The following is a 20,116-nucleotide window of genomic DNA, read 5'->3' on the forward strand; positions in this document are numbered from 1 at the left end:
TTGCCTAACCGGGGGGGGGGGGCGCACACCTCCAAAAGGGGGGGGCTGTGGCCCTGTCCGCTCCGGCACCTGGGGGGGCCGGGGCCGTCCACGGCGCCCGACGGACCGCTCGCGGCGGCCGGGTCACGGACGGCCGTCACGGCCTCACCCGGCGCCACCTCGCCCGGATCCCCCGCGCGCTCAGGCCGCGGACCCGATCCACCGTCGCGGCTTCCGTGCCCCGTCGTGGTGGATGGGCGTGCGCGCGCCCGTCAGGGAGGCGCCGCTGCCGCCGCGCCGGGCGGCGACGATCTCCGCCGCGATCGACAGCGCGGTCTCCTCGGGCGTACGGGCGCCGAGGTCCAGGCCGATCGGCGAGTGCAGCCGGGCCAGTTCGGCGCCGGTGAGACCGGCTTCGCGCAGACGCCGCTCGCGGTCCTCGTGGGTCCGCCGCGACCCCATCGCGCCGACGAAGGCGACGGGCAGTCTCAACGCCAGCTCCAGCAGCGGCACATCGAACTTGGCGTCGTGGGTGAGCACGCAGAGCACCGTGCGGCCGTCGACCGCGGTCCGGGCGAGATAGCGGTGCGGCCAGTCCACCACGACCTCGTCGGCGGCCGGGAAGCGGGCGTGCGTGGCGAAGACGGGCCGCGCGTCGCAGACCGTCACGTGGTAGCCGAGGAACTTCCCCGTGGCGGCCAGCGCGGCGGCGAAGTCGACGGCCCCGAAGACGATCATGCGCGGGGGCTCGGCGCACGTCTCGACCAGCAGCGTCAGCGGCCGTCCGCACCGCGATCCCCGCTCGCCGATCAGGACCTGGCCCGTGGCGCCGGTGTCCAGCAGGGCGCGCGCCTCGTCCGCCGCCGTACGGTCCAGGTCCCGATGGCCGCCGAAGCCGCCCTCGTACGAGCCGTCGGGGCGTACGAGCAGGGCCCGGCCGAGCAGTTCGGCCGGGCCTTCGGTGATCCGCGCGAGCGCCGCGGGCTCCCCGTGCGCGGCGGCGGCGAGGGCCCCGGCGAGCACCGCGCCGAGCGGGGTGCGGGACCGGAGCGGGGTCACCAGGATGTCGATGACACCGCCGCAGGTGAGCCCGACGGCGAAGGCGTCGTCGTCGCTGTAGCCGAACCGCTCCAGGACGGTGAGGCCGTCGCGGAGCGCCTGCCGGCACAGCTCGTACACGGCGCCCTCCACGCAGCCGCCGGAGACCGAGCCGATCGCCGCGCCGTCACCGTCGACGGCGAGCGCGGCTCCCGGCCGGCGGGGCGCGCTGCCGCCGACGGCCACCACCGTGGCGACGGCGATGTCACGGCCCTGCCCGACCCACCGGTGCAGCTCCTCCGCGATGTCCAGCATGTCGGTCTCCTCCGAACGGGGCCGGGAACGGTGCGGCTCCGGTGGCCGTCACGTGCCGGTGAGGTGTTCCGGTCGTACGGGTGTCCGGTTCAGCTCCAGACCCGTCGCCGCCCTGATCGCGGCGAGGACCGCCGGCGTGGACGAGAGGGTCGGCGCCTCCCCGACACCGCGCAGCCCGTACGGCGCGTGGTCGTCGGCCAGTTCCAGGATGTCGACGGGCATGGTCGGCGTGTCGAGGATGGTGGGGATCAGGTAGTCGGTGAAGGACGGGTTGCGCACCTTCGCCGTGACGGGGTCGACGATGATCTCCTCCATCACCGCGACGCCCAGGCCCTGCGTCGAGCCGCCCTGGATCTGGCCGAGCACGGAGAGCGGGTTGAGCGCCTTGCCGACGTCCTGCGCGACGGCCAGTTCGACCACCTTGACCAGCCCGAGTTCCGTGTCGACCTCCACCACGGCGCGGTGCGCGGCGAACGAGTACTGGACATGGCCGTTGCCCTGTCCCGTACGGAGGTCGAACGCCTCGGTCGGGCGGTGGCGCCACTCCAGCTCCACCTCGACCGCCTCGTCCGCCAGGACGTCGACCAGATCGGCCAGCACCTCGCCGCCGTCGGTGACGACCTTGCCGCCTTCGAGCAGCAGCTCCGCCGTGGCCCAGGCCGGGTGGTACGTGCCGAACCTGCGCCGGCCGATCTCCAGGACCCGCTCCCTGACGTGCTCGCAGGAGTTCTTGACGGCGCCGCCGGTGACATAGGTCTGCCGGGAGGCGGAGGTGGAGCCCGCCGAGCCGACCCGGGTGTCCGCCGGGGCGATGGTCACCTGGGCGACCCCCAGTTCCGTACGGGCGATCTGCGCGTGGACGGTGACCCCGCCCTGCCCGACCTCGGCCATCGCGGTGTGCACGGCGGCGACCGCCACCCCGTTGATCACTTCGAGCCGTACGCGGGCGGTGGAGTAGTCGTCGAAGCCCTCGGAGAAGCCGACGTTCTTGATGCCGACCGCGTAGCCGACACCGCGGACCACGCCTTCGCCGTGCGTGGTGTTCGAGAGGCCGCCGGGCAGCGCCCGTACGTCCGCCTCCTCGCCCGCCACGAGCCACTGCCGTTCGGGCGGCAGCGGACGGGCCTTGACGCGGCGCAGCAGTTCGGCGACGGGCGCCGGGGAGTCGACGCGCTGGCCGGTTGGCAGCAGGGTGCCCTGCTCCATGGCGTTGATCCGGCGGAACTCCACCGGGTCCATGGCGAGCGCGGCGGCCACCTTGTCCATCTGCGCCTCGTACGCGAAGCACGCCTGGACGGCGCCGAAGCCGCGCATCGCGCCGCAGGGCGGGTTGTTGGTGTAGAGGGCGAGGGCCTCGATGTCGACGTCGTCCACGGCGTACGGTCCGGCGGAGAGGGAGGCCGCGTTGCCGACGACGGCCGGGGAGGACGAGGCGTACGCGCCGCCGTCGAGGACGATCCGGCACTTCATGTGGGTGAGCTTGCCGTCGCGTGTCGCGCCGTGCTCGTAGTGGAGCCTGGCGGGGTGGCGGTGGACATGGCCGAAGAAGGACTCGAAGCGGTTGTAGACGATTTTCACCGGCCGTCCGGTGCGCAGCGCCAGCAGGCAGGCGTGGATCTGCATCGAGATGTCCTCACGGCCGCCGAAGGCACCGCCGACGCCGGAGAGCGTCATCCGCACCTTGTCCTCGGGCAGGCCGAGTACGGGCGCCATCTGGGCGAGGTCGGCGTGCAGCCACTGGGTGGCGACGTAGAGGTCGACGCCGCCGTCCTCGGCGGGTACGGCGAGGCCGGACTCCGGTCCCAGGAACGCCTGGTCCTGCATGCCGAAGACGTAGTCGCCGGTGATGATCACATCGGCGCGCCCGGCGGCCAGGGCGGCGTCGCCGCGGACGACCGGCTGGCGGTGCAGGACGTTGGGGTGCGGGACATGGCCCGCGTAGTGGTCGGCGCGGTTCTCGTGGACCAGCGGGGCGCCGGGGGCGGTCGCGGACGCCTCGTCGGTGACGACGGGCAGGCCGGCGTAGTCGACCCTGATCCTGGCGGCGGCTCGGCGGGCGGTCTCCGGATGGTCGGCGGCGACGAGGGCGACCGGCTCGCCGTGGTGGCGGACCTTGCCGTGGGCGAGGACGGGGGTGTCCTTGATCTCCAGGCCGTAGTGCTTGACGGCGGCGGGGAGGTCCTCGTACGTCAGCACCGCGTGGACGCCGGGGGTGGCCAGGGCCTCGGAGGTGTCGATGGAGCGGATCTCGGCGTGGGCCACGGTGGAGCGCAGGGTGTGGCCCCAGAGCATGTCCTCGTGCCAGAGGTCGGAGGCGTACGCGAACTCGCCGGTGACCTTGAGGGTGCCGTCGGGGCGGAGGGTCGACTCGCCGATGCCGCCGCGGGTCCTGGAGCCCTGCGTGAGGCTGGTGGGGATGCCGGTGGTGGCCATGGCGGTCACACCGCCTCTTCGTGGCGGGTGGCCTGCCGGGCGGCCGCGAGGCGGACCGCGTCCAGGATCTTCTCGTACCCCGTGCAGCGGCAGAGGTTGCCGGACAGGGCCTCGCGGATGTCCCCGTCGCTCGGGGAGGGGTTGCGCTCCAGCATCTCGTCGGCGGCGACCAGCAGACCGGGGGTGCAGAAGCCGCACTGGACGGCGCCCGCGTCGACGAACGCCTGCTGGACGGGGGAGAGTTCACCGGCCCCGGTGGCGCCGGACCCGGTGGCCCCGGCCCGCGGACCGGCTCCGGTGGCGCCGGCACGCATTCCGGCGTGGTCCGCGAGGCCCTCGACGGTGAGGATGTCCCGCCCCTCGGCCTGCCCGGCCGCGACCAGGCAGGCGCAGACCGGGACGCCGTCGAGCCGTACCGTACAAGAACCGCATTCGCCCTGCTCACAGGCGTTCTTGGAGCCGGGCAGGCCCATGCGCTCGCGCAGCACGTAGAGCAGGCTCTCGCCTTCCCAGACGTCGTCGGCTTCCTGCTCACGCCCGTTGACCGTGAAATGGACACGCATGGTCACGCAGCTCCTTCGAGTCCGCCGGGGCCGCGGCCGGAGGCCCGGTACCGCTCCCAGGCCCAGCCGAGCTGGCGGCGGGCCAGGACGCCGACCGCGCGCCGCCGGTACGAGGCGGTGCCGCGGACGTCGTCGATGGGGTTGCAGGCGGCCGAGGCGAGGTCCGCGAACTGCTTCGCGATGGATGGTGTGATGATCTTTCCGCTGTCCCAGAAGCCGCCCTCGTCGAGTGCCGCGTTCAGGAACAGCTCCGCGTCGCGCGCCCGGACCGGGGTGGGGGCGGCGGATCCGATGCCCGTCCTGACCGTACGGGTGCGCGGGTGCAGCGCGAGCCCGAAGGCGCAGACGGCGATGACCATCGCGTTGCGCGTGCCGACCTTGGAGTACTGCTGCGGCCCGTCCGCCTTCTTGATGTGGACGGCCCTGATGAGTTCGTCGGGCGCGAGCGCGTTGCGCTTCACCCCGGTGTAGAACGCGTCGATCGGGATGCGCCGGGAGCCGCGTACGGACTCGGCCTCCACCTCGGCGCCCGCCGCCAGCAGCGCCGGGTGCGCGTCGCCCGCCGGGGAGGCGGTGCCGAGGTTGCCGCCCACGCCGCCGCGGTTGCGGATCTGCGGGGAGGCGACGGTGTGCGAGGCGAGCGCGAGGCCGGGCAGCTCGGCGCGCAGGTGCTCCATGATCCGGGTGTACGGGACGGAGGCGCCGAGCGCGACCTCGTCCGCGCCGACCTCCCAGGCGCTCAGTTCGTCGATCCGGTTCAGGTCCAGGAGCTGGTCCGGTCGCCGGTGGTCGAAGTTGATCTCGACCATGATGTCCGTGCCGCCCGCTATGGGGACGGCGCCGGGGTGCTCGGCCTTGGCGGCGAGCGCCTCCTCCCAGCTTCCGGGGCGAAGGAAGTCCATGAACGGCTCTCTTCCCGATCGGGTGGCGCGCGGGTGGCACATGAGGTGGCTGAAGCTCCGAAGCGCTTTCCACCAGTACACAGGCCACCGTCGCACCCGGTGCAGTCACCGAAACCATGAAGGAGTTGGCTGGTCCACCACCGAGTCTTGTAGATTCGAACGAATGATGGGGTAGCGGTAACCGAGAGGTCTTCCCATCGAAACGTAAGGCACTTCCGTCGGGGTGGCAGCTCCGAGAGCGACCCCGGGTACGACGGACGGACGAGGAAAGAGATCGGCGGCGACACGATGCGGCTGCGCGCACTGCTGGAGACCGACGCGCTGGGGCTGCGGCTGCTCGGCGGCGAGGACGAGCTGAACCGGGCCGTACGCGGGGTGATGACCACCGACCTGCGCGACCCGAGCCGTTACCTCTCGGGCGGCGAGCTGGTCCTCAGCGGCCTCGCCTGGCACCGGGCGGCCGAGGACTCGGAGCCCTTCGTCCGTATCCTCGCGGGCGCCGGGGTCGCCGGGCTGGCGGCGGGCGAGGCGGAGCTGGGCGACATCCCCGCCGACCTGGTCGCGGCGTGTGCCCGCCACCGGCTGCCGCTCTTCGCGGTGCACGAGAAGGTCGCGTTCGCCACGATCACCGAGCACGTGGTCCGCCAGGTGTCCGGGGAGCGCGCCGGTGATCTGGCCGCGGTCGTCGACCGGCACCGCAGGCTGATGACCTCCGGCCCGGCGGGCGGCGGCCCCGATGTGGTCCTCGACCTGCTCGGCTCGGACCTCGATCTGCGCGCCTGGGTGCTCTCCCCCACCGGCCGGCAGATCGCGGGGGCGGGCGCGCCGCTGTCCGCGGCGCGGGCCGCCGCGCTCGCCGGCGACCACCTCTCCGCCACGCGTGCGGGCCTCAGGAGCCCGTACCGTACGGCCGTCGACGGTACGGCGTACTCCCTCTTCCCGGTCCGTACCCAGGGACGGGACGAGGCCGGCGCGCGCGGGGCGGCGCTGGCCGACTGGCTGCTCGCGGTCGAGGCGGACGCGGGCGACTGGCCGGAGGCCCGGCTCGACCTGCTCCAGGGCGTCACCCAGCTCATCGCGGTCGAGCGCGACCGGCGGGACACGGCCCGTACGGTACGGCGCCGGCTCGCCCAGGAGGTACTGGAGCTGGTCCAGGCGGGCGCGGCCCCGGCGGAGATCGCCGCCCGGCTGCGGGTGGCGGCGCCGGTGCTGTTGCCGGGGCTGAGCGGGGCCGCGCCGCAGTGGCAGGTCGTGGTGGCGCGGATCGCGTGGGCGGAGGACGGCACCGAGGACAGGACCAGGGACGGGGACGGCGGGAGCGCCGGGGGTGACGCGTCCGGCGCTCCGGTGGTGCAGTCGCTGCTGGAGGAGATCCTGGTGGGGGCGGCCGGTGGGGCGGGTCCCACGGGCGTGGCCGGACCGGTGGGGGCCGACTCGGCGGACCGTATCGCTGTGGGCCACATGGGTGACGAGGCGATCGCGCTGATACCGCTGGCGGTGGCGGAGGAGGGCGCGCGTCCCTCGTCACCGGAGCGGGGGGCGAGTCCCGCGACTCCGGCGGCGGCTCCGGGATCGGCTCCCGCTTCGGGGGCGGCTCCCGCCACGGCTCCTGGCACGGCTCCGGGAACGGCTCCGGCGGCGGCTCAAGGAACGGCTCCGGCTCCAGGAACGGCTGCTTCGGAGGCCGGTCCGGGGCCGGCGGATCCCCGGCTGCACGCGGACACGCTGCTGGCCGCCGTACGGGCCCCGCTCGCCGCCGGGCTCGGCGACGACGGCCGGCTGACGCTCGGCGTGAGCGCCGCGGTGGACTCGGCCGAGGGACTCAGGGGCGCCCTGGAGGAGGCCAGGCACGCCCGGCGCGTGGCGGCGGCCCGGCAGGGGCGCGTCAGCGCGGCGGGCCACCACGAACTGGCCTCGCACGTCCTGCTGCTGCCGTTCGTCCCGGACGACGTACGCCGGGCCTTCACCGCGCGGCTGCTGGACCCGCTGCGCGACTACGACCGCCGCCACCGCGCCGAACTGATCGCCACGCTGGAGGCGTTCCTCGACTGCGACGGCTCCTGGACGCGCTGCGCGGCGCGCCTGCACCTGCATGTGAACACCCTGCGGTACCGGGTGGGCAGGATCGAACAGCTGACGGGCCGTGACCTGTCGCGTCTTGAGGACAAGCTGGACTTCTTCCTCGCGCTGCGCATGACCTGAGGAGCCGTCGAGCCGTGGCCGTGCCCCCTCCGCCACGCGGACCGGGCCCGCTGTCGCATGCTGTTGACCGCCGTCACCCGAAACGGCCATGGAGAGTTCCGCCATCGGGCCCGGCGGGAGCGGCGGCGGGCGGCGGCGGACGGCAGCCGCGGGGTTCGGCGCGGAACGCGGCGATCGTCCCAGGTGGCAGCCGTGACGGCCGGTGGGCCGGGACCGTACGCCCGGATCGGAACCCGGTGCCGGCGCCCGGGTCGCGCGCCCCTCCTGCCGGCGTCGGCGCCCGAGTGTTTGTGAATTCTTTCACCTGACCTATTGGCCCGGCGTACTGATCCATGCTGAGATGCGTCCACACTCACAGCACAATGGCGCGCTAGGGGAGGGCAATGTGGCGCATACCGCCATGTCTGGTTCCGCGACCACCGCTGGTGACGACCCACTCCAGACCGCGGTATGGCGGCTGCGCTCGCGTGGCTGCTGGAACGACGCGGCAGCCCTGCTGACTCCCCACGCCGACTCCCCGGGACCGGCGCTCCAGCGGGCCGCGCTGCTCGTGGAGCGCTGCCTGTTCACCGGTGACGGCTGGCCGGAGGCCGAGGACGCGCTGCGCGCGGCGGAGGCCACGGCCCGCGAGGACCGCGAGCGGGGCGCCGCGGCGTGCGAGCGCGGCCATCTCGCCTACGCGTCGACCGTCCTCGGTGTCCGCGACCGCGCGGACGAGGCGCGCTCGGCCCTGGGACGGGCGGCGGCGCTGCTGGACCCGACGGCGCCGGGCCGCGCCCTGCTCGACTTCCGGCGCGGGCTGGTGGCCGAACACCTCGCGGACTCCCCCCAGTCGGCGCGTGCCGCGTACCGTCGCGCCCACGCCGCGGCGACGGCGCACGGCCAGACACTGCTGCTCTCCTTCACCTGGCGTCACCTCGCCGGACTGGCCCTACGGGAAGGCGAGTTGGCCGAGGCGCGGCACGGCTTCGCCGAATCGCTCCGTATTCGCGAGGAGTTGGGCTACCTGGTCGGCACGGCCCCGGCGCTGGCGGCACTGGCCGACGCGGAACCGGAACCGGAGGCCACCCGGCTCCGCGCCGAGGCCGGCCGCCTGTTCCGCCTCCTGGGCGGCGTCCCCACCTGGCTGGCCGACCAGCTCACGCCGTCACCGCCGGCACCGGTGGCCTGAGGGGCACCTGCTTCAGGAGGGCGAACGCCATGTGATCGTCACCCCGGCGGGCCGGGCGCGGGCGGCGTGCCCTACCGCTCGTGCGGCGGATCCCCGTGCCACGAGCGCCACAGCGCCGCGTACGCGCCGCCACGGGCCACCAGGTCGTCGTGTGTGCCCAGCTCGGTGAGGCGGCCGTCGTCCATCACGGCCACCCGGTCCGCGTCGCGGGCCGTCTGGAGCCGGTGGGCGATGGCGATGACCGTACGGCCGTCGAGGACCGCCGCCAGCGCCCGTTCCGCGTGGCGTGCGGTCGCCGGGTCGAGGAGCGCGGTGGCCTCGTCCAGGATCACCGTATGTGGATCTGCCAACACCACCCGGGCCAGGGCGAGTTGCTGTGCGCGCGCACCGTCCAGGGAGGTCTCGCCCGCACCCAGTTCGGTGTCCAGGCCGTCCGGCAGGTCGTCGACCCAGTCGGCGCCGACGGCGGCGAGTGCCGCGCGTACCTCGGCGTCCGTGGCCGCGGGCGCGGCGATCAGCAGATTGTCCCGGACGCTGTCGAGGAAGACATGGTGTTCCTGCGTGACCAGGACGACCTGCCGGCGCAGTTCCTCGGGGCCGAGCGCGGCGATCGGTACCCGCCCCACGGTCACCGCCCCCTCGCGCGGCCGGTCAATGCCCGCGAGCAGCCTTCCGAGGGTGGACTTTCCGGCGCCCGACGGGCCGACGACGGCCAGCCGTTCGCCGGGGCGTACGGTCAGATCGACCCCGCGCAGCACGTCGCGCCCGCCGTCGTACGCGTACCGCACACCGGATATTTCGATCCGGTCGTCGGCCGGGAGGCGAGGCCGAGGGGCACGGCCGCCGGGGCGGTGGCCCCCCGAGGGGCTGTCCACCCGCTCCCCCTTCTCCGGGTTCCCCGGTTCTCCCCCCGCCTTCTCCCCCGGCGCCTTCGCCAGCCCCTCCACCCGGGCGAACGACGCCCCGCTGCTCTGCATCTGCTCCACCCACCGCAGGATCTGGTCGAGCGGCTGGTCGAGCTGTCGCATGTACAGCGCGCAGGCGACGACGGCTCCGAGGCTCACCGCGCCCCGGTCGTGCAGCGCGCCACCGGCCAGCAGGACGGCCACGACCGGGACGACGTACGAGGCGTCGACCGCGGGGAAGAGGACGCTGCGCAGGAACAGCGTCCTGGTGCGGGTGTGCTCGCACCGGCCGACGGCCTCCTCGCAGGCGTCGAGGCGGCGCTGCTGGAGCCCGAACGCCTCGACCGTACGCGCGCCCGTCGCCGTCGCGGAAAGGATCTCCGCCAGGGCCGAGTGGGCCTCGCCCTCCGCCAGATACGCGGTGTGCGCGCGCCGCAGGTACCAGCGGGTGGCGCACCATATGCCGAGCAGACCGAGCAGGGCGCAGGCGCCGAGCGGTGGAGCCAGCACGACGACCGCGCCCAGGATGAACAGCACCTGGATCCCGGCGATGAAGATGTCCGGGCCCGCGTCGCGCAGTGTGGTGCCGACGGTGGTGACGTCGGTCGTGCCGCGCGCCGTCAGATCGCCGGTGCCCGCGCGCTCCACCACCGAGGCGGGCAGTCCGAGCGCCCGGTCGACGAACTGTTCGCGGATGCGGGCCGAGGTCCGCTCACCGAAGCGGTGTCCGACGAAGCGGGCGTAGCGCGCCAGCAGGAGCTGTGCGAGCGCGCACGCCAGGAGGATCAGCGCGTACCGGTCTACGGCGTTCACGCCGCTCCCGGCCCTGACGGCGTTGATGATGCGGCCGAGCAGCCAGGGGCCGGCGAGTCCGGCCACCGCCGCCAGGGCGTTGAGGCCGATCGCCGCGGCGAAGGCGCGCCGGTCCTGGCGCAGCAGCCCGAGCGCGGCGCGGCGTACCCGCGGAGGACCGGCGACCGGCAGCCCGCTCGTCGTACTCGTCCCGCGTACGGTCATCGCACGGCCTCCTCGTACCGGTCCGGCTCGTCGTCCTCCGTGCCGCGTGACACGAGGGCGCGGTAGTCCGCCCGTCCCGCGAGCAGTTCGCGGTGGGTACCGGCCGCCGCCGTCCGGCCGTCGACCAGGTAGTGGACGGTGTCCGCGTGCTCCAGCATCAGCGGCGAGGTGCTGGTGACCAGCGTGGTGCGGCCCGAGCGGGCGGCGCGCACACCGGCGGCGAGTGCGGCTTCCGTGTGGGCGTCGACGGCCGAGGTGGGTTCCACGGCTATCAGGACCTCGGGGTCGGCGAGCAACGCCCTTGCCAGTCTGATGCGTTGACGCTGGCCGCCGGAGAGGTTGCGGCCCTGGCCGAGGAGGTCCGAGTCGAGTCCGTCCGGCAGGCCGAGGACGATGTCCTGGGACGCCGCCGCGGCGATGGCCGCCTCGACGGCCTCGTCCTCGCGGCTCCAGCGGCCCTCGACGGCGTCGCGCAGGGTGCCCGCGAAGAGGTCGGCCTCGTTGTCGGCGACGAGGACGCGGTCGCGTACGTGGCCCAGGGGGATCCGGTCGAGCCGTACGTCTCCCCAGGTCGCGTCCGAGGCGGTGAACCGGCCCAGGCGGTCGGCCACTTCGGCGGTGTCCGAGGGCCGGGCGGCGACGAGCACCGTGAGCTTCCCGGGTGCCACCTCGACGCCGGACGCGGGGTCGCGCAGGGGCGCGGGTGACGCGGGTGCCCGCCGCGGGGCGACGGCGTCACCGTCCGTCACCAACGTATCGGTGTGTTCGGGTTCCAGCGCGAGGAACCGTACGACCCGGCGCGCGCAGACCAGACCGCGGCTCACGTCGTAACCGGCCTCGACGAAGAAGCCCACGGGGACGACGAGGACGGCCGTGTAGCCGTACACCGCGACCAGTTCGCCCAGCGAGATCTCGCCCCGCGCGGCCAGCCGCGCCGCCAGCCAGGTCACGGCGGCCAGGAAGAGCACCGGCAGGCCGAGGCCGAACGCGGAGATCCAGCTCGTCACCGCCCCGACCCGGTAGCCCTCGTCCCTGAGCCGGGCGGAGTCGCGCCGGTAGCGTGCCGCGTACACGTCCTTGCCGCCGAGTCCGCCGAGCACGCGCAGCCCGCCGACGATGTCGGTGAAGCGCGCGGCCAGTGCTCCCTGCCGCTCGCGGTAGGCCGTTTCCCTGCCCTGCAACCGCCCCAGCAGCGGGCCGACCACGACCGCGAGCAGCGGTACGCCGAGCAGCACCACGGCGGCGAGGACGGGTGAGACGGACATCAGGAGTCCGGCGACCACGGCATAGGCCAGGACCGCGCCGACCCCGGGTCCCGTCACGGTCAGGGACAGGCTCATCCCGATGACGTCGGAGATGCCGATCGTGACGACCTCTCCGGCCGTGACCCGGCGCGGCAGCGTCGCGCCGAGCGTGGTCGCGTGGCGGACCACGACACGTACGGTACGGAAGGTGGCGTCCATCCGGACCCGGGTCATGGTGCGGTGGCGGGCCATGCCCACCAGCGCGTTGGCCACACCGACCGCGAGCAGCGCCCCGGCCCAGCCCCACAGCGCGCGCCGGTCGCCCGGTTCGAGGCCGTCGTCGATCGCCCGTGACAGCAGGTACGGCGACAGGGTCAGTCCGACCATCCACACGCTGCCCCACAGCGCGCCGGCCGCCACCCGGCCCCGCTGACTGGTCACCAGCCACCACAAGTAGCGCGCGGCGCCGCGCCGGTCCGGCGTGCCGGGATCCATGTAGGTGTCACTCATCCCCCGACCCTAACGACACCTCCGTCACACACGCCCGCACGCATCCGCACGACCTCCGCACGTCCTCGACACCGGCCCGTTACGAATGTGCCTCTGGCACGTGACCGCCTTCGGAGCAAAGGGGATATTTACCCCCAAGGGCAGGCAACATCCCCGAGCCGGAAGGGTCCACGACGGGCGCGTAACACCCCCCAACAACCCCAAAACGGAAACGCCGCTGAATTACCGTCAGACGCCAGAAACAGAGCAGATCGACCTGGCCGGAGGCACATGCCGTGGTGATAAGATCGCCGAGCTTGCCAAGTGGTACTAAACCCGCTATGGCATACAGGAAAGTCAGCGCATCGGCCCAGAAATCCGCCATCCCGGGGAGAACTATGCCATTAGCCGGGCCTTTCAAGGCAGTCCGGCAGGCGAGCGTGCGCGGCCTATTCCGTTTGTCTGTGACCGCGAGCCCATTTCGACGCATACTCCAGACATTCAGCACCCGGTGGCCCACTCGCCCGAAGAGAGCCTTATGACGCAATACTTCCAGGATCCCGCGATTTGGGGTTTGATCGCCGGTACACCTGTCGCAGCGACCGCGATCATTCGCGGCAGAAGGTCGATCGCCGAGCTGAGAAAGGAGAAACAGGAACTCAAGGCGCACTACGCCAATCTTGAGGAGCACTACGCCGAGGCCGTCGAAGAGGCCAAGGACAGGGCGGAAGAAGACACCAAGACCGCGCTGAAGTCGGCGATGCGAACGCTTCAGGGTCTGGCGAGCGAACAGCAGCTCGCGATCACGAAGCTCCAGGAGAAGTACGGAGAACTCCAGATTCTCCAGGACCTCCTCGACATCGACCACATGAACTCGCAGTTCGCACGGCGTGCGCAGTCCATCGCCGTTCTCTGCGACGGATGGCTGGGCCGGCAGCGTGCCGCCGCGTCACTGTACGACGTGGTGCGCAGCGCCAAGGGCCGCATTCGGCATTTCACCCGTGTGGAGATCCGGGCCCAGAGTAACTTCGCCATTGTCAGCCGGGCCGTGGAGCCCGTCGCGCTCACGCTCGCGGAACTGCTCGACAACGCCACCAGTTACTCCGCGCCGGAAACGATCATCGAGATCAATATCCGGCCCGTGCCCAAGGGCGTCTGCATCATCGTCGACGACGCCGGTGTCGGCATGAACGAGGAGGAGAAGAGCAGGGCGGCGAAGCTCCTGTCGAGCGAGCGTTCGCCCGGTGTCTCGGGTCTCGGTAATCCGCCGCAGTTCGGTTTCACCGTGATCGGCGTGCTGGCCGCGCGGTACGGCTTCACCGTGTCCGTGGATTCCGCTTCTCCCTACGGTGGGGTGCGCGCGGTCGTACTCCTGCCCGAGGAGCTGCTCACCGCCATGCCGGAGCCCGAGGCCAGGCCCACGCCCCCGCCCGCGCCCCCGCGCGTCGAGCCCAAGGAGTTCCCCACTGTGGCCGCGTCCTCTTCGATGCCGCCCGAAGAGGAGACTCCGGCGGCCCCCGCGACCACCTTCGGCGGTCTCCCCAAACGCCGTCGCCGGGGCGCGATCTCGATCGTTCCGACCGCCGACAGCGCGGAGGCACCGGCTCGTGACCATGAGCAGGCCGCTTCCGTGATGGGCGCGTTCCAGCGCGGAACGCAATCAGGCCGTCGTTTCAACAACGCAAGCAGTGAAGGGCATGAGAATCAGTGAATTACGATCTGTCATGGATGCTTGACAGTGCTCTGGAAGTGCCCGAAGCGCGTCACGCGATTCTCGTCTCCGCCGACGGTCTCCTCATGGCCCGGTCCAAGGAAGTCGGCAAGGACCACGCCGACACCGTCGCCGCCGCGATGAGCGGCATGCAGTCGTTGAGCCGCACCTTGGCCGACTTCTGCGGTGCCACGCCGAACAACCGGGCCCAGTGGCGCCAGACGCTGGTCGAATTCGATCACGGCTGGGTATTTCTCATCTCGGCCGGCGAGGGCGCCTACCTCGGCGTCTCGGCGACACCGGAGGTGGACATGGCCGAGATCACCTTCCGTATGCAACAGCTCGTCGGCCAGCTCGGCAAAGCCCTGACCAGTCCCCCTCGCGAGATTGCTGACACGAAAGCATGACCACACCAGAAGAGCCGGATCAGGAACCAGTAGCCCCGCAATTAGTACGTCCGTACGTCATCACCAACGGCCGCAGCCTGCTCGATGACCACGAGTTCTCACTGATCACGCTGGTCACGACGGCTCAGGACGCTCCCAGAGCGGGACATCTCGACCCTGAGAAGCGCCGTCTTCTGGAGTTGTGCTCGGGCGGCCACCTCTCGGTCGCCGAGATAGTCGGACACACCCAGCTTCCCGTCGGGGTCGTGAAAATCCTGCTGTCCGATCTCACGCAGGAGGGGCACCTCGTCACGCGTGCCCCCATACCTCCCGCGAAGCTGGTCGAGCGGCACATACTTGAGGAGGTGCTGAATGGCCTTCAAGCCCGTTTTGGATGACGGTGTCTATCTACGTGAGTCGGTGCAGACCGCGGCGAAGATTCTTGTGGTCGGGCATTTCGCCGTCGGCAAGACGACATTCATCGGGACCATGTCCGAGATCCCTCCGCTGCGCACCGAAGAGGTGATGACGCGGGCGGGCGAGGGGATCGACGACCTCAAGGGCACCCCCGGCAAGACCACCACGACGGTGGCGATGGACTTCGGTCGCCTCACCCTCAGCGACCGACTGGTCCTCTACCTGTTCGGCACACCGGGGCAGCAGCGCTTCGTCCAGGTGTGGGAGGACATGACCCGGGGTGCGCTCGGAGCCCTGGTCCTGGTCGACCCGGAGCGTCTGGAGGAGTCCTTCCCCGTGATGGACCTCGTCGAGCACTACGGCATCCCCTACGCGATCGCCGTGAACCGATTCGACGACCGGCCGAACCACGAGGACCAGGAGATACGGGAAGCGCTCGACCTGCTCCCGGAGACGCCACTCGTCAACTGTGACGCGCGGGACCAGCGTTCCTCGGCGAACGCTCTCATCTCCCTCGTCCGTTACCTTCAGTCACGCCTCAACTAGGAGTTCGGCAGATGCAATCTCCTTCGGATTTCCCCTCCCCGCCACCGGGCTGCCCGGCGCACAACAGCGGGCAGGGGATCCCTCTGTACACGCAGGAGTTCGCCAGAAACCCGAACGCCTTCTACGACTACATGCGGCACTTCGGTCCCGCCGCGCCCGTCGAGCTGGCCCCGGGGGTGAACGCGTCACTCATCACGGACTACGCCGCCGCCCTCCACGTGCTGCAGAACCCCGACACGTTCGTCCGTGACTCGCGACGCTGGCGCGCGCTCAACGAGGGCCGGATTCCGCGGGACAGCCCGGTGCTGCCCATGATGGCGTACCGTCCGGGCCCGCTGTTCGAGGACGGGGCCCGGCATCTGCGGCTCCGTCAGGCCGTGACGGACAGTCTGGCGAAGGTCGACACCCACCGGCTGACGCGGATGGTGGAACGCACCGCCACCTATCTGATCAGCCAGTTCAGCGGGCGGGGGAAGGTCGACCTGATCGCCGACTACTCCCAGCTCATTCCGCTGCTCGTCTTCAACGATCTCTTCGGCTGCCCGGGTGAACTGGGCGACCGCGTCGCCTTCGGCATCTCCGGCATCTTCGACGGGGTCGACGCGCAGAAGGCGAACGAGGTCCTGATGGAGGCGCTGATCGAGCTGGTCACGCTGAAGCGGACCCAGCCCGGCGACGACATCATCACCTATCTGATGCAGCACTCGGCGAACCTGTCGGACGAGGAGATGATCCCCCAGATCATCCAGCTCATCGGGGCCGCTTTCGAGCCGATGTCCAACCTGATCGGGAACTCTCTGCGGGTCCTGCTCACCCAGGGCGGCCAGAGCGAGGGCCCGCACTCCGGGGGACTCCTGGTCGAGGACGCCATCAACGACGTCCTGTGGAACAGCCCGCCGATCGCCAACTACGCCACGCACTTCCCCGTGCAGGACGTCGATCTGTCGGGAAGCAAGCTGGACGCCGGAGACCCGGTGCTCATCAGCTTCGCCGCGGCCAACACCGACCCGAACCTCTCCACCGGCCGGCAGACGCTCAGCAAGCGCGCCCATCTCGCCTGGGGCGCGGGCCCGCACGCCTGCCCTGCCAAGGACCCCGCGATGGTCATCGCCGTACGGGCCATCGAGAGGCTGCTCAACGAGCTGCCGGACATCGAGATATCGGTGCTCCCGGACGACCTGGTCTACCGGCCCGGCCCCTTCCACCGGGCGCTCAGCGCGCTGCCCGCCCGGTTCACCCCGGCCCGCGCCCAGGAGCGGGCCACCGCCTCCTACGTGTCGACGGCCCGCACCGTCGGGGGCCACCGGGCGGAGGAGTCGCCCGCCGCGCAGAAGGGGAAGTTCTGGAGTGGCTTCCTGAGCTGGTGGAAGGGATGATCGGGGCGTTACCGCGCCGCGGGCCGTTGCCGCGGCGGGCCGTCAACGCACCGCGGGCTCCGGGCTGCTCGACGTACGCAGGTTCCAGGTCGACCACGCGTCCTCCTCGTCACCGATCCGGCCGCCGCTGGCGATCGGAACGGCGGCGATGAACTCGTCGGGCAGGTCGAAGCCCTCCACCAGAGTCAGCAGATGAGGCGCGAGACCGGCGACGATGTCACCGATGACATCGGGGAACGCGCGGACATGGTCGGCGGTCATGAGACCTTCGGCGAGCAACTCTCCGGTGTGCGCGGCGAGTTGCCGGAGCATGAACAGTCTGCACAGATCCTCGATGAGCGTCAGCGCCATCGGATCGGCCGTCCGGGCCGCAGCGTCGATGAACGCGTCGGCGGCCCGGCGGCAGGCATACGCCGAGACCATTTCCAGCGCGGGCGTGGACGCCACGTTCCAGCGGCCGAGCGGATCGCCCGCGGGCCCTTGGCGCAGCGCGATCCGCGCCCTGGCCTGTGCGGCGGACTCCACCTCCACGAGGAGGTCGCGCAGGAACGACAGATCGGTCAACGGCCGCTCGGCGAGCGGTACGCCGGACGGGCGGCGTCTCTCCGGCTGATGGCCGAAGACCATCTCGGAGGCGGCCTTCACCCAGATGACAAGGTTGTCGCCCTCCGCGGTGATGCCGCCCTCTATGTTCAACGGCAGGTCCGATATCCCGTTGACCGGGAACAGGCCCTGCGCCCCGCAGCGCTCCCGGGCCTCGATGGCTATCGCCCGCGCCTGCCAGGTGATCCACCCCTTCGCGACGGCGACCAGGCGCTCGGCCTCGGCACGGTTCTCCGGTGTGTGCCCGACCCACTGGGCGACCACTTCCCGGTGGAGGAAGGTCATGGCGTACGCGGTCGCCGTCGCGTCCAGCAGCCTGCTGGAATGGCTGCGGTGCGCGACCAGCGGGACCCGTTCGCCGAGCTTGGGACCGCTGATGTGCCGCGAGTGGGAGTGCCGTACGGCGATGGCCAGCGCGGCCCGGGACATCCCCAGGGTGCTCGCGCTCATGCAGAGCTTGCCGGTGGTGACCCTGGCGATCGCGTGCAGGAAACGCTTCCTCGCGCTTCCCAGGTCACTGTGGAGGGTGCCGTCCTGGTCCAGCCGGCCGTGCTCCGCTTGGAGCAGCGCCTCACGCGGCAGCCGTACCCGGTCGAAGGAGGTCAGGCAGTGGTCGACCGGGGTGCCGGTACGGTCGGGAAGCCGCCTGACATGGACCCCGGGCAGATGGGTCCCGCCGTCGCTCAGCGGGGTGAGGAAGAGGAAGCAGCCCTCGTCCACCCCGTCGATCAGCAGCCGCGCCGCCACCACCGCGCTCTTGGGGCCGCCCGCCAGGCTGGTGTTCGGCATGAACTTCTGGGCGCCGGGCGTGGGGGTGTGCAGGATGAACTCCCCCGTCTCCAGGTCGAGTTCGGCGGTGGTACGGAGCGCGGAGGCGTCATTGCCGTGATCCAGCTCGGTACAGAGGAACGTCCCGACGCGCCGCATCGAGGTGAACTCGGACACCTCACGTCCACCGGCGCCGGCGTGCTGGTCGAGCAGGCTCCCCAGGAACAGGTTGTAGTGGATGCTCGCGACGGTGCAGAGTCCGCCGTCCACGATCCCGATCCACTCGTGCAGCGCCGCGAGCCGGCGCGGGTCGAGAGCCAGTTCCGTGGCGTCGCCGGCGGCGTCGTTGACCAGACGCAGCCGGGAGTACGAGAGTTCGACCCGCTCCGCGGGCGACAGCAGGGGACGGTGGCGGAAATCGTTCGTGGCGATCAGTTCACGCCAGGCCCCGTGAACCCGGTCCTGGTCCTCACCTTCGAAGAGGAGGTTCGCCAGCTCGTCGCTCAGCTCGGGGGCGCGGACCGTGCGCCGCCGCTGTTTCGGCAGGTAGCCCCGCTCCGGAGCGGCTCCGGAGTGATCCTTGTCACGAAATGGCAGCATGGTCATGAATTACTCCGCATGAACGCCTTACACCAATGGACAGGGGGTTGGAACAATTGAATACCGGCCAACGCGTCCTGTTCCAGAGCTGGCGTGATCTATTTTTGAGCGGAAGATCACCGACCGGTGGGCTTGAGAAAAAACCCGAGCTCCATTACCCTCGGCTCTCACTCGACTCCACGGCGTAAACATCCGAATCGGCGGAAATCCGAGATTACACCCCATCCGGCCTGGGAAGTCATAGGACATTTGCCCGCCCGGGGCGCCCTGTCGCGGTGACGCCCGGTCCGGCCGACCGAACGCGATCGCCCCGGAAAGACGGAAAGGACATTCGCCCCCGACGGGAAATCACGGATATAGGGAATACCTTCTTCACGGCACCCGACAGCCCATCGCGGAATTAGCGGTAATTCCGCTCAGGCGGTGTTCCACTCCCCCGTGAAATGCGCGCGTACCAGCGACTGCACCAACGGCAGATCGCCCGCGCTCAGCGCCTCAAGCAGCGCCAGGTGTTCCGCCGCGTGCGCGATCAGGTCGGCGCGGCGTACGGCGGGGGCTCCCGCCGGGGGCCACTGCGAGCGCCGGTGCACGTCGTCGGCGATGGCGACCAGGTGCTGGTTGCCGGCGAGGGAGAGCACCGCGCGGTGGAAGGCGCGGTCGCACTCGGCGTAGGCCGCGCGGTCACCGAGGGCCGCGGACGCGTGCGTCGCCTCCGCCAACGGGCGGATCTCCGCCCAGCGTTCGGCGGGGACGGTTCGGGCGAGCCGCAGCATCACCGGTACTTCGAGCAGGGCGCGCACCTCGGCCAGTTCGGCGATCTCACCGGGCGTGCGCAGCGTCACCCGGAACCCCCTGTTCGGGACGGTCTCCACCGCACCCTCCAGGGCGAGTTGCTGCATGGCCTCGCGTACGGGGGTGGCGGAGACCCCGAAGCGTTCGGCGAGCACGGGCGCCGAGTAGACCTCGCCGGGCACCAGCTCGCCGCCGACGAGCGCGTCCCGCAGCGCGGCGAGGATCTGGCCGCGTACCGAGTGGCGCCGTACGGAGTGACCGGAACCACCCGTCCGGCCCACACTGCCGGAGCCGTCCGCCGTGCGGGTCAGCCCGCGCGGCGGCTCGGGGCGCTCACTGTGCGTGTGCTCCCCGCGCACCGGCTCGCACGCGTCCGTACGCGCCTGCCCCGGTACCCGAACGCCTCCGGACGCCGCCCCCGGCGCCCTTTCGGAGGCCTCCGAGGCGCCTGATGTCCCGGGCGCGGCGGCCCGGGGCGCGGGCGCCACCGGCGCGGTGGCCTCACGCGCTCCGCCCTGCTCCACTCGGGTCCTCCTCGGCCGTCCCGTCAGCCCGGCTCGCGGGAGGGCCGGATCCTCCCTGTGCACGATAGGCCGACCTGGGCGCAGTTCAAACCTCGATCACTTCGGGTAAGGTAAGGCTTACCTGCAAACGATTCC

15 protein-coding genes are annotated in these 20,116 nt (G+C 71.6%); 7 read left to right on the forward strand and 8 right to left on the reverse strand.

Annotated elements, in window-relative coordinates; translation table 11 throughout:
* Positions 1 to 180: 180 nt before the first annotated feature.
* Genes ACFXPL_RS02895 through ACFXPL_RS02910 form a run of 4 tightly spaced genes read right to left on the reverse strand, consistent with a single transcriptional unit; the run spans position 181 to position 5,230 of the window.
* Entirely contained in the window at positions 181 to 1,332 is a 1,152-nt protein-coding gene (locus tag ACFXPL_RS02895; RefSeq protein ID WP_384911410.1) for an XdhC family protein, read from the reverse strand.
* A gap of 48 nt (positions 1,333 to 1,380) precedes the next feature.
* Positions 1,381 to 3,765, reverse strand: a complete 2,385-nt coding sequence (locus ACFXPL_RS02900; protein WP_384911815.1) for a xanthine dehydrogenase family protein molybdopterin-binding subunit — start codon at positions 3,763 to 3,765, stop codon at positions 1,381 to 1,383.
* A gap of 5 nt (positions 3,766 to 3,770) precedes the next feature.
* A complete protein-coding gene (locus ACFXPL_RS02905) occupies positions 3,771 to 4,328 on the reverse strand; it encodes a (2Fe-2S)-binding protein (RefSeq protein WP_384911413.1) in 558 nt (185 codons plus the stop codon).
* A gap of 2 nt (positions 4,329 to 4,330) precedes the next feature.
* Entirely contained in the window at positions 4,331 to 5,230 is a 900-nt protein-coding gene (locus ACFXPL_RS02910; protein WP_384911416.1) for an FAD binding domain-containing protein, read from the reverse strand.
* Positions 5,231 to 5,518: 288 nt separating this feature from the next.
* Here ACFXPL_RS02910 and ACFXPL_RS02915 point away from each other — a divergent pair, with 288 nt between their 5' ends.
* Both ACFXPL_RS02915 and ACFXPL_RS02920 read left to right on the forward strand, forming a co-directional pair.
* A complete protein-coding gene (locus ACFXPL_RS02915; RefSeq protein ID WP_384911419.1) occupies positions 5,519 to 7,432 on the forward strand; it encodes a PucR family transcriptional regulator in 1,914 nt (637 codons plus the stop codon).
* A 385-nt stretch (positions 7,433 to 7,817) separates the two neighbouring features.
* Entirely contained in the window at positions 7,818 to 8,603 is a 786-nt protein-coding gene (locus ACFXPL_RS02920) for a hypothetical protein (protein ID WP_384911422.1), read from the forward strand.
* Between the two features lie 71 nt (positions 8,604 to 8,674).
* Here ACFXPL_RS02920 and ACFXPL_RS02925 read toward each other — a convergent pair whose 3' ends face one another.
* Positions 8,675 to 10,525 carry an ABC transporter ATP-binding protein gene (locus tag ACFXPL_RS02925; RefSeq protein WP_384911426.1) on the reverse strand — a complete coding sequence of 617 codons (1,851 nt, stop codon included), beginning with the start codon at positions 10,523 to 10,525 and terminating at the stop codon, positions 8,675 to 8,677.
* The gene (locus ACFXPL_RS02930) at positions 10,522 to 12,279 is read right to left on the reverse strand and encodes an ABC transporter transmembrane domain-containing protein (protein ID WP_384911430.1); all 1,758 of its coding nucleotides are present in this window, start codon (positions 12,277 to 12,279) and stop codon (positions 10,522 to 10,524) included. The genes ACFXPL_RS02925 and ACFXPL_RS02930 overlap by 4 nt, the downstream gene beginning before the upstream one ends.
* A 517-nt stretch (positions 12,280 to 12,796) precedes the next feature.
* On the opposite strand from ACFXPL_RS02930, the gene ACFXPL_RS02935 reads away from it, so the two are divergent.
* Genes ACFXPL_RS02935 through ACFXPL_RS02955 form a run of 5 tightly spaced genes read left to right on the forward strand, consistent with a single transcriptional unit; the run spans position 12,797 to position 16,694 of the window.
* Positions 12,797 to 13,969, forward strand: coding sequence for an ATP-binding protein (locus tag ACFXPL_RS02935; RefSeq protein ID WP_384911818.1), 1,173 nt, complete (start codon positions 12,797 to 12,799; stop codon positions 13,967 to 13,969).
* Positions 13,966 to 14,376, forward strand: a complete 411-nt coding sequence (locus ACFXPL_RS02940) for a roadblock/LC7 domain-containing protein (RefSeq protein WP_384911433.1) — start codon at positions 13,966 to 13,968, stop codon at positions 14,374 to 14,376. Before ACFXPL_RS02935 ends, ACFXPL_RS02940 begins: the two co-directional genes overlap by 4 nt.
* Complete coding sequence (locus ACFXPL_RS02945) at positions 14,373 to 14,753, forward strand: DUF742 domain-containing protein (protein WP_384911436.1); 381 nt, start codon at positions 14,373 to 14,375, stop codon at positions 14,751 to 14,753. Before ACFXPL_RS02940 ends, ACFXPL_RS02945 begins: the two co-directional genes overlap by 4 nt.
* Positions 14,728 to 15,318, forward strand: a complete 591-nt coding sequence (locus tag ACFXPL_RS02950; protein ID WP_384911439.1) for an ATP/GTP-binding protein — start codon at positions 14,728 to 14,730, stop codon at positions 15,316 to 15,318. The genes ACFXPL_RS02945 and ACFXPL_RS02950 overlap by 26 nt, the downstream gene beginning before the upstream one ends.
* An 11-nt stretch (positions 15,319 to 15,329) precedes the next feature.
* Positions 15,330 to 16,694 carry a cytochrome P450 gene (locus ACFXPL_RS02955; RefSeq protein WP_384911442.1) on the forward strand — a complete coding sequence of 455 codons (1,365 nt, stop codon included), beginning with the start codon at positions 15,330 to 15,332 and terminating at the stop codon, positions 16,692 to 16,694.
* A gap of 42 nt (positions 16,695 to 16,736) precedes the next feature.
* On the opposite strand, the gene ACFXPL_RS02960 is transcribed toward ACFXPL_RS02955, so the two are convergent.
* Complete coding sequence (locus ACFXPL_RS02960) at positions 16,737 to 18,665, reverse strand: acyl-CoA dehydrogenase (RefSeq protein ID WP_384911445.1); 1,929 nt, start codon at positions 18,663 to 18,665, stop codon at positions 16,737 to 16,739.
* A 416-nt stretch (positions 18,666 to 19,081) separates the two neighbouring features.
* Positions 19,082 to 19,981 (reverse strand): GntR family transcriptional regulator, encoded by a 900-nt coding sequence (locus tag ACFXPL_RS02965; protein ID WP_384911448.1) that lies wholly within the window; start codon positions 19,979 to 19,981, stop codon positions 19,082 to 19,084.
* Between the last annotated feature and the right edge of the window lie 135 nt (positions 19,982 to 20,116).

The organism is Streptomyces sp. NPDC059092 (assembly GCF_042756365.1).
Classification (GTDB): Bacteria; Actinomycetota; Actinomycetes; order Streptomycetales; family Streptomycetaceae; genus Streptomyces.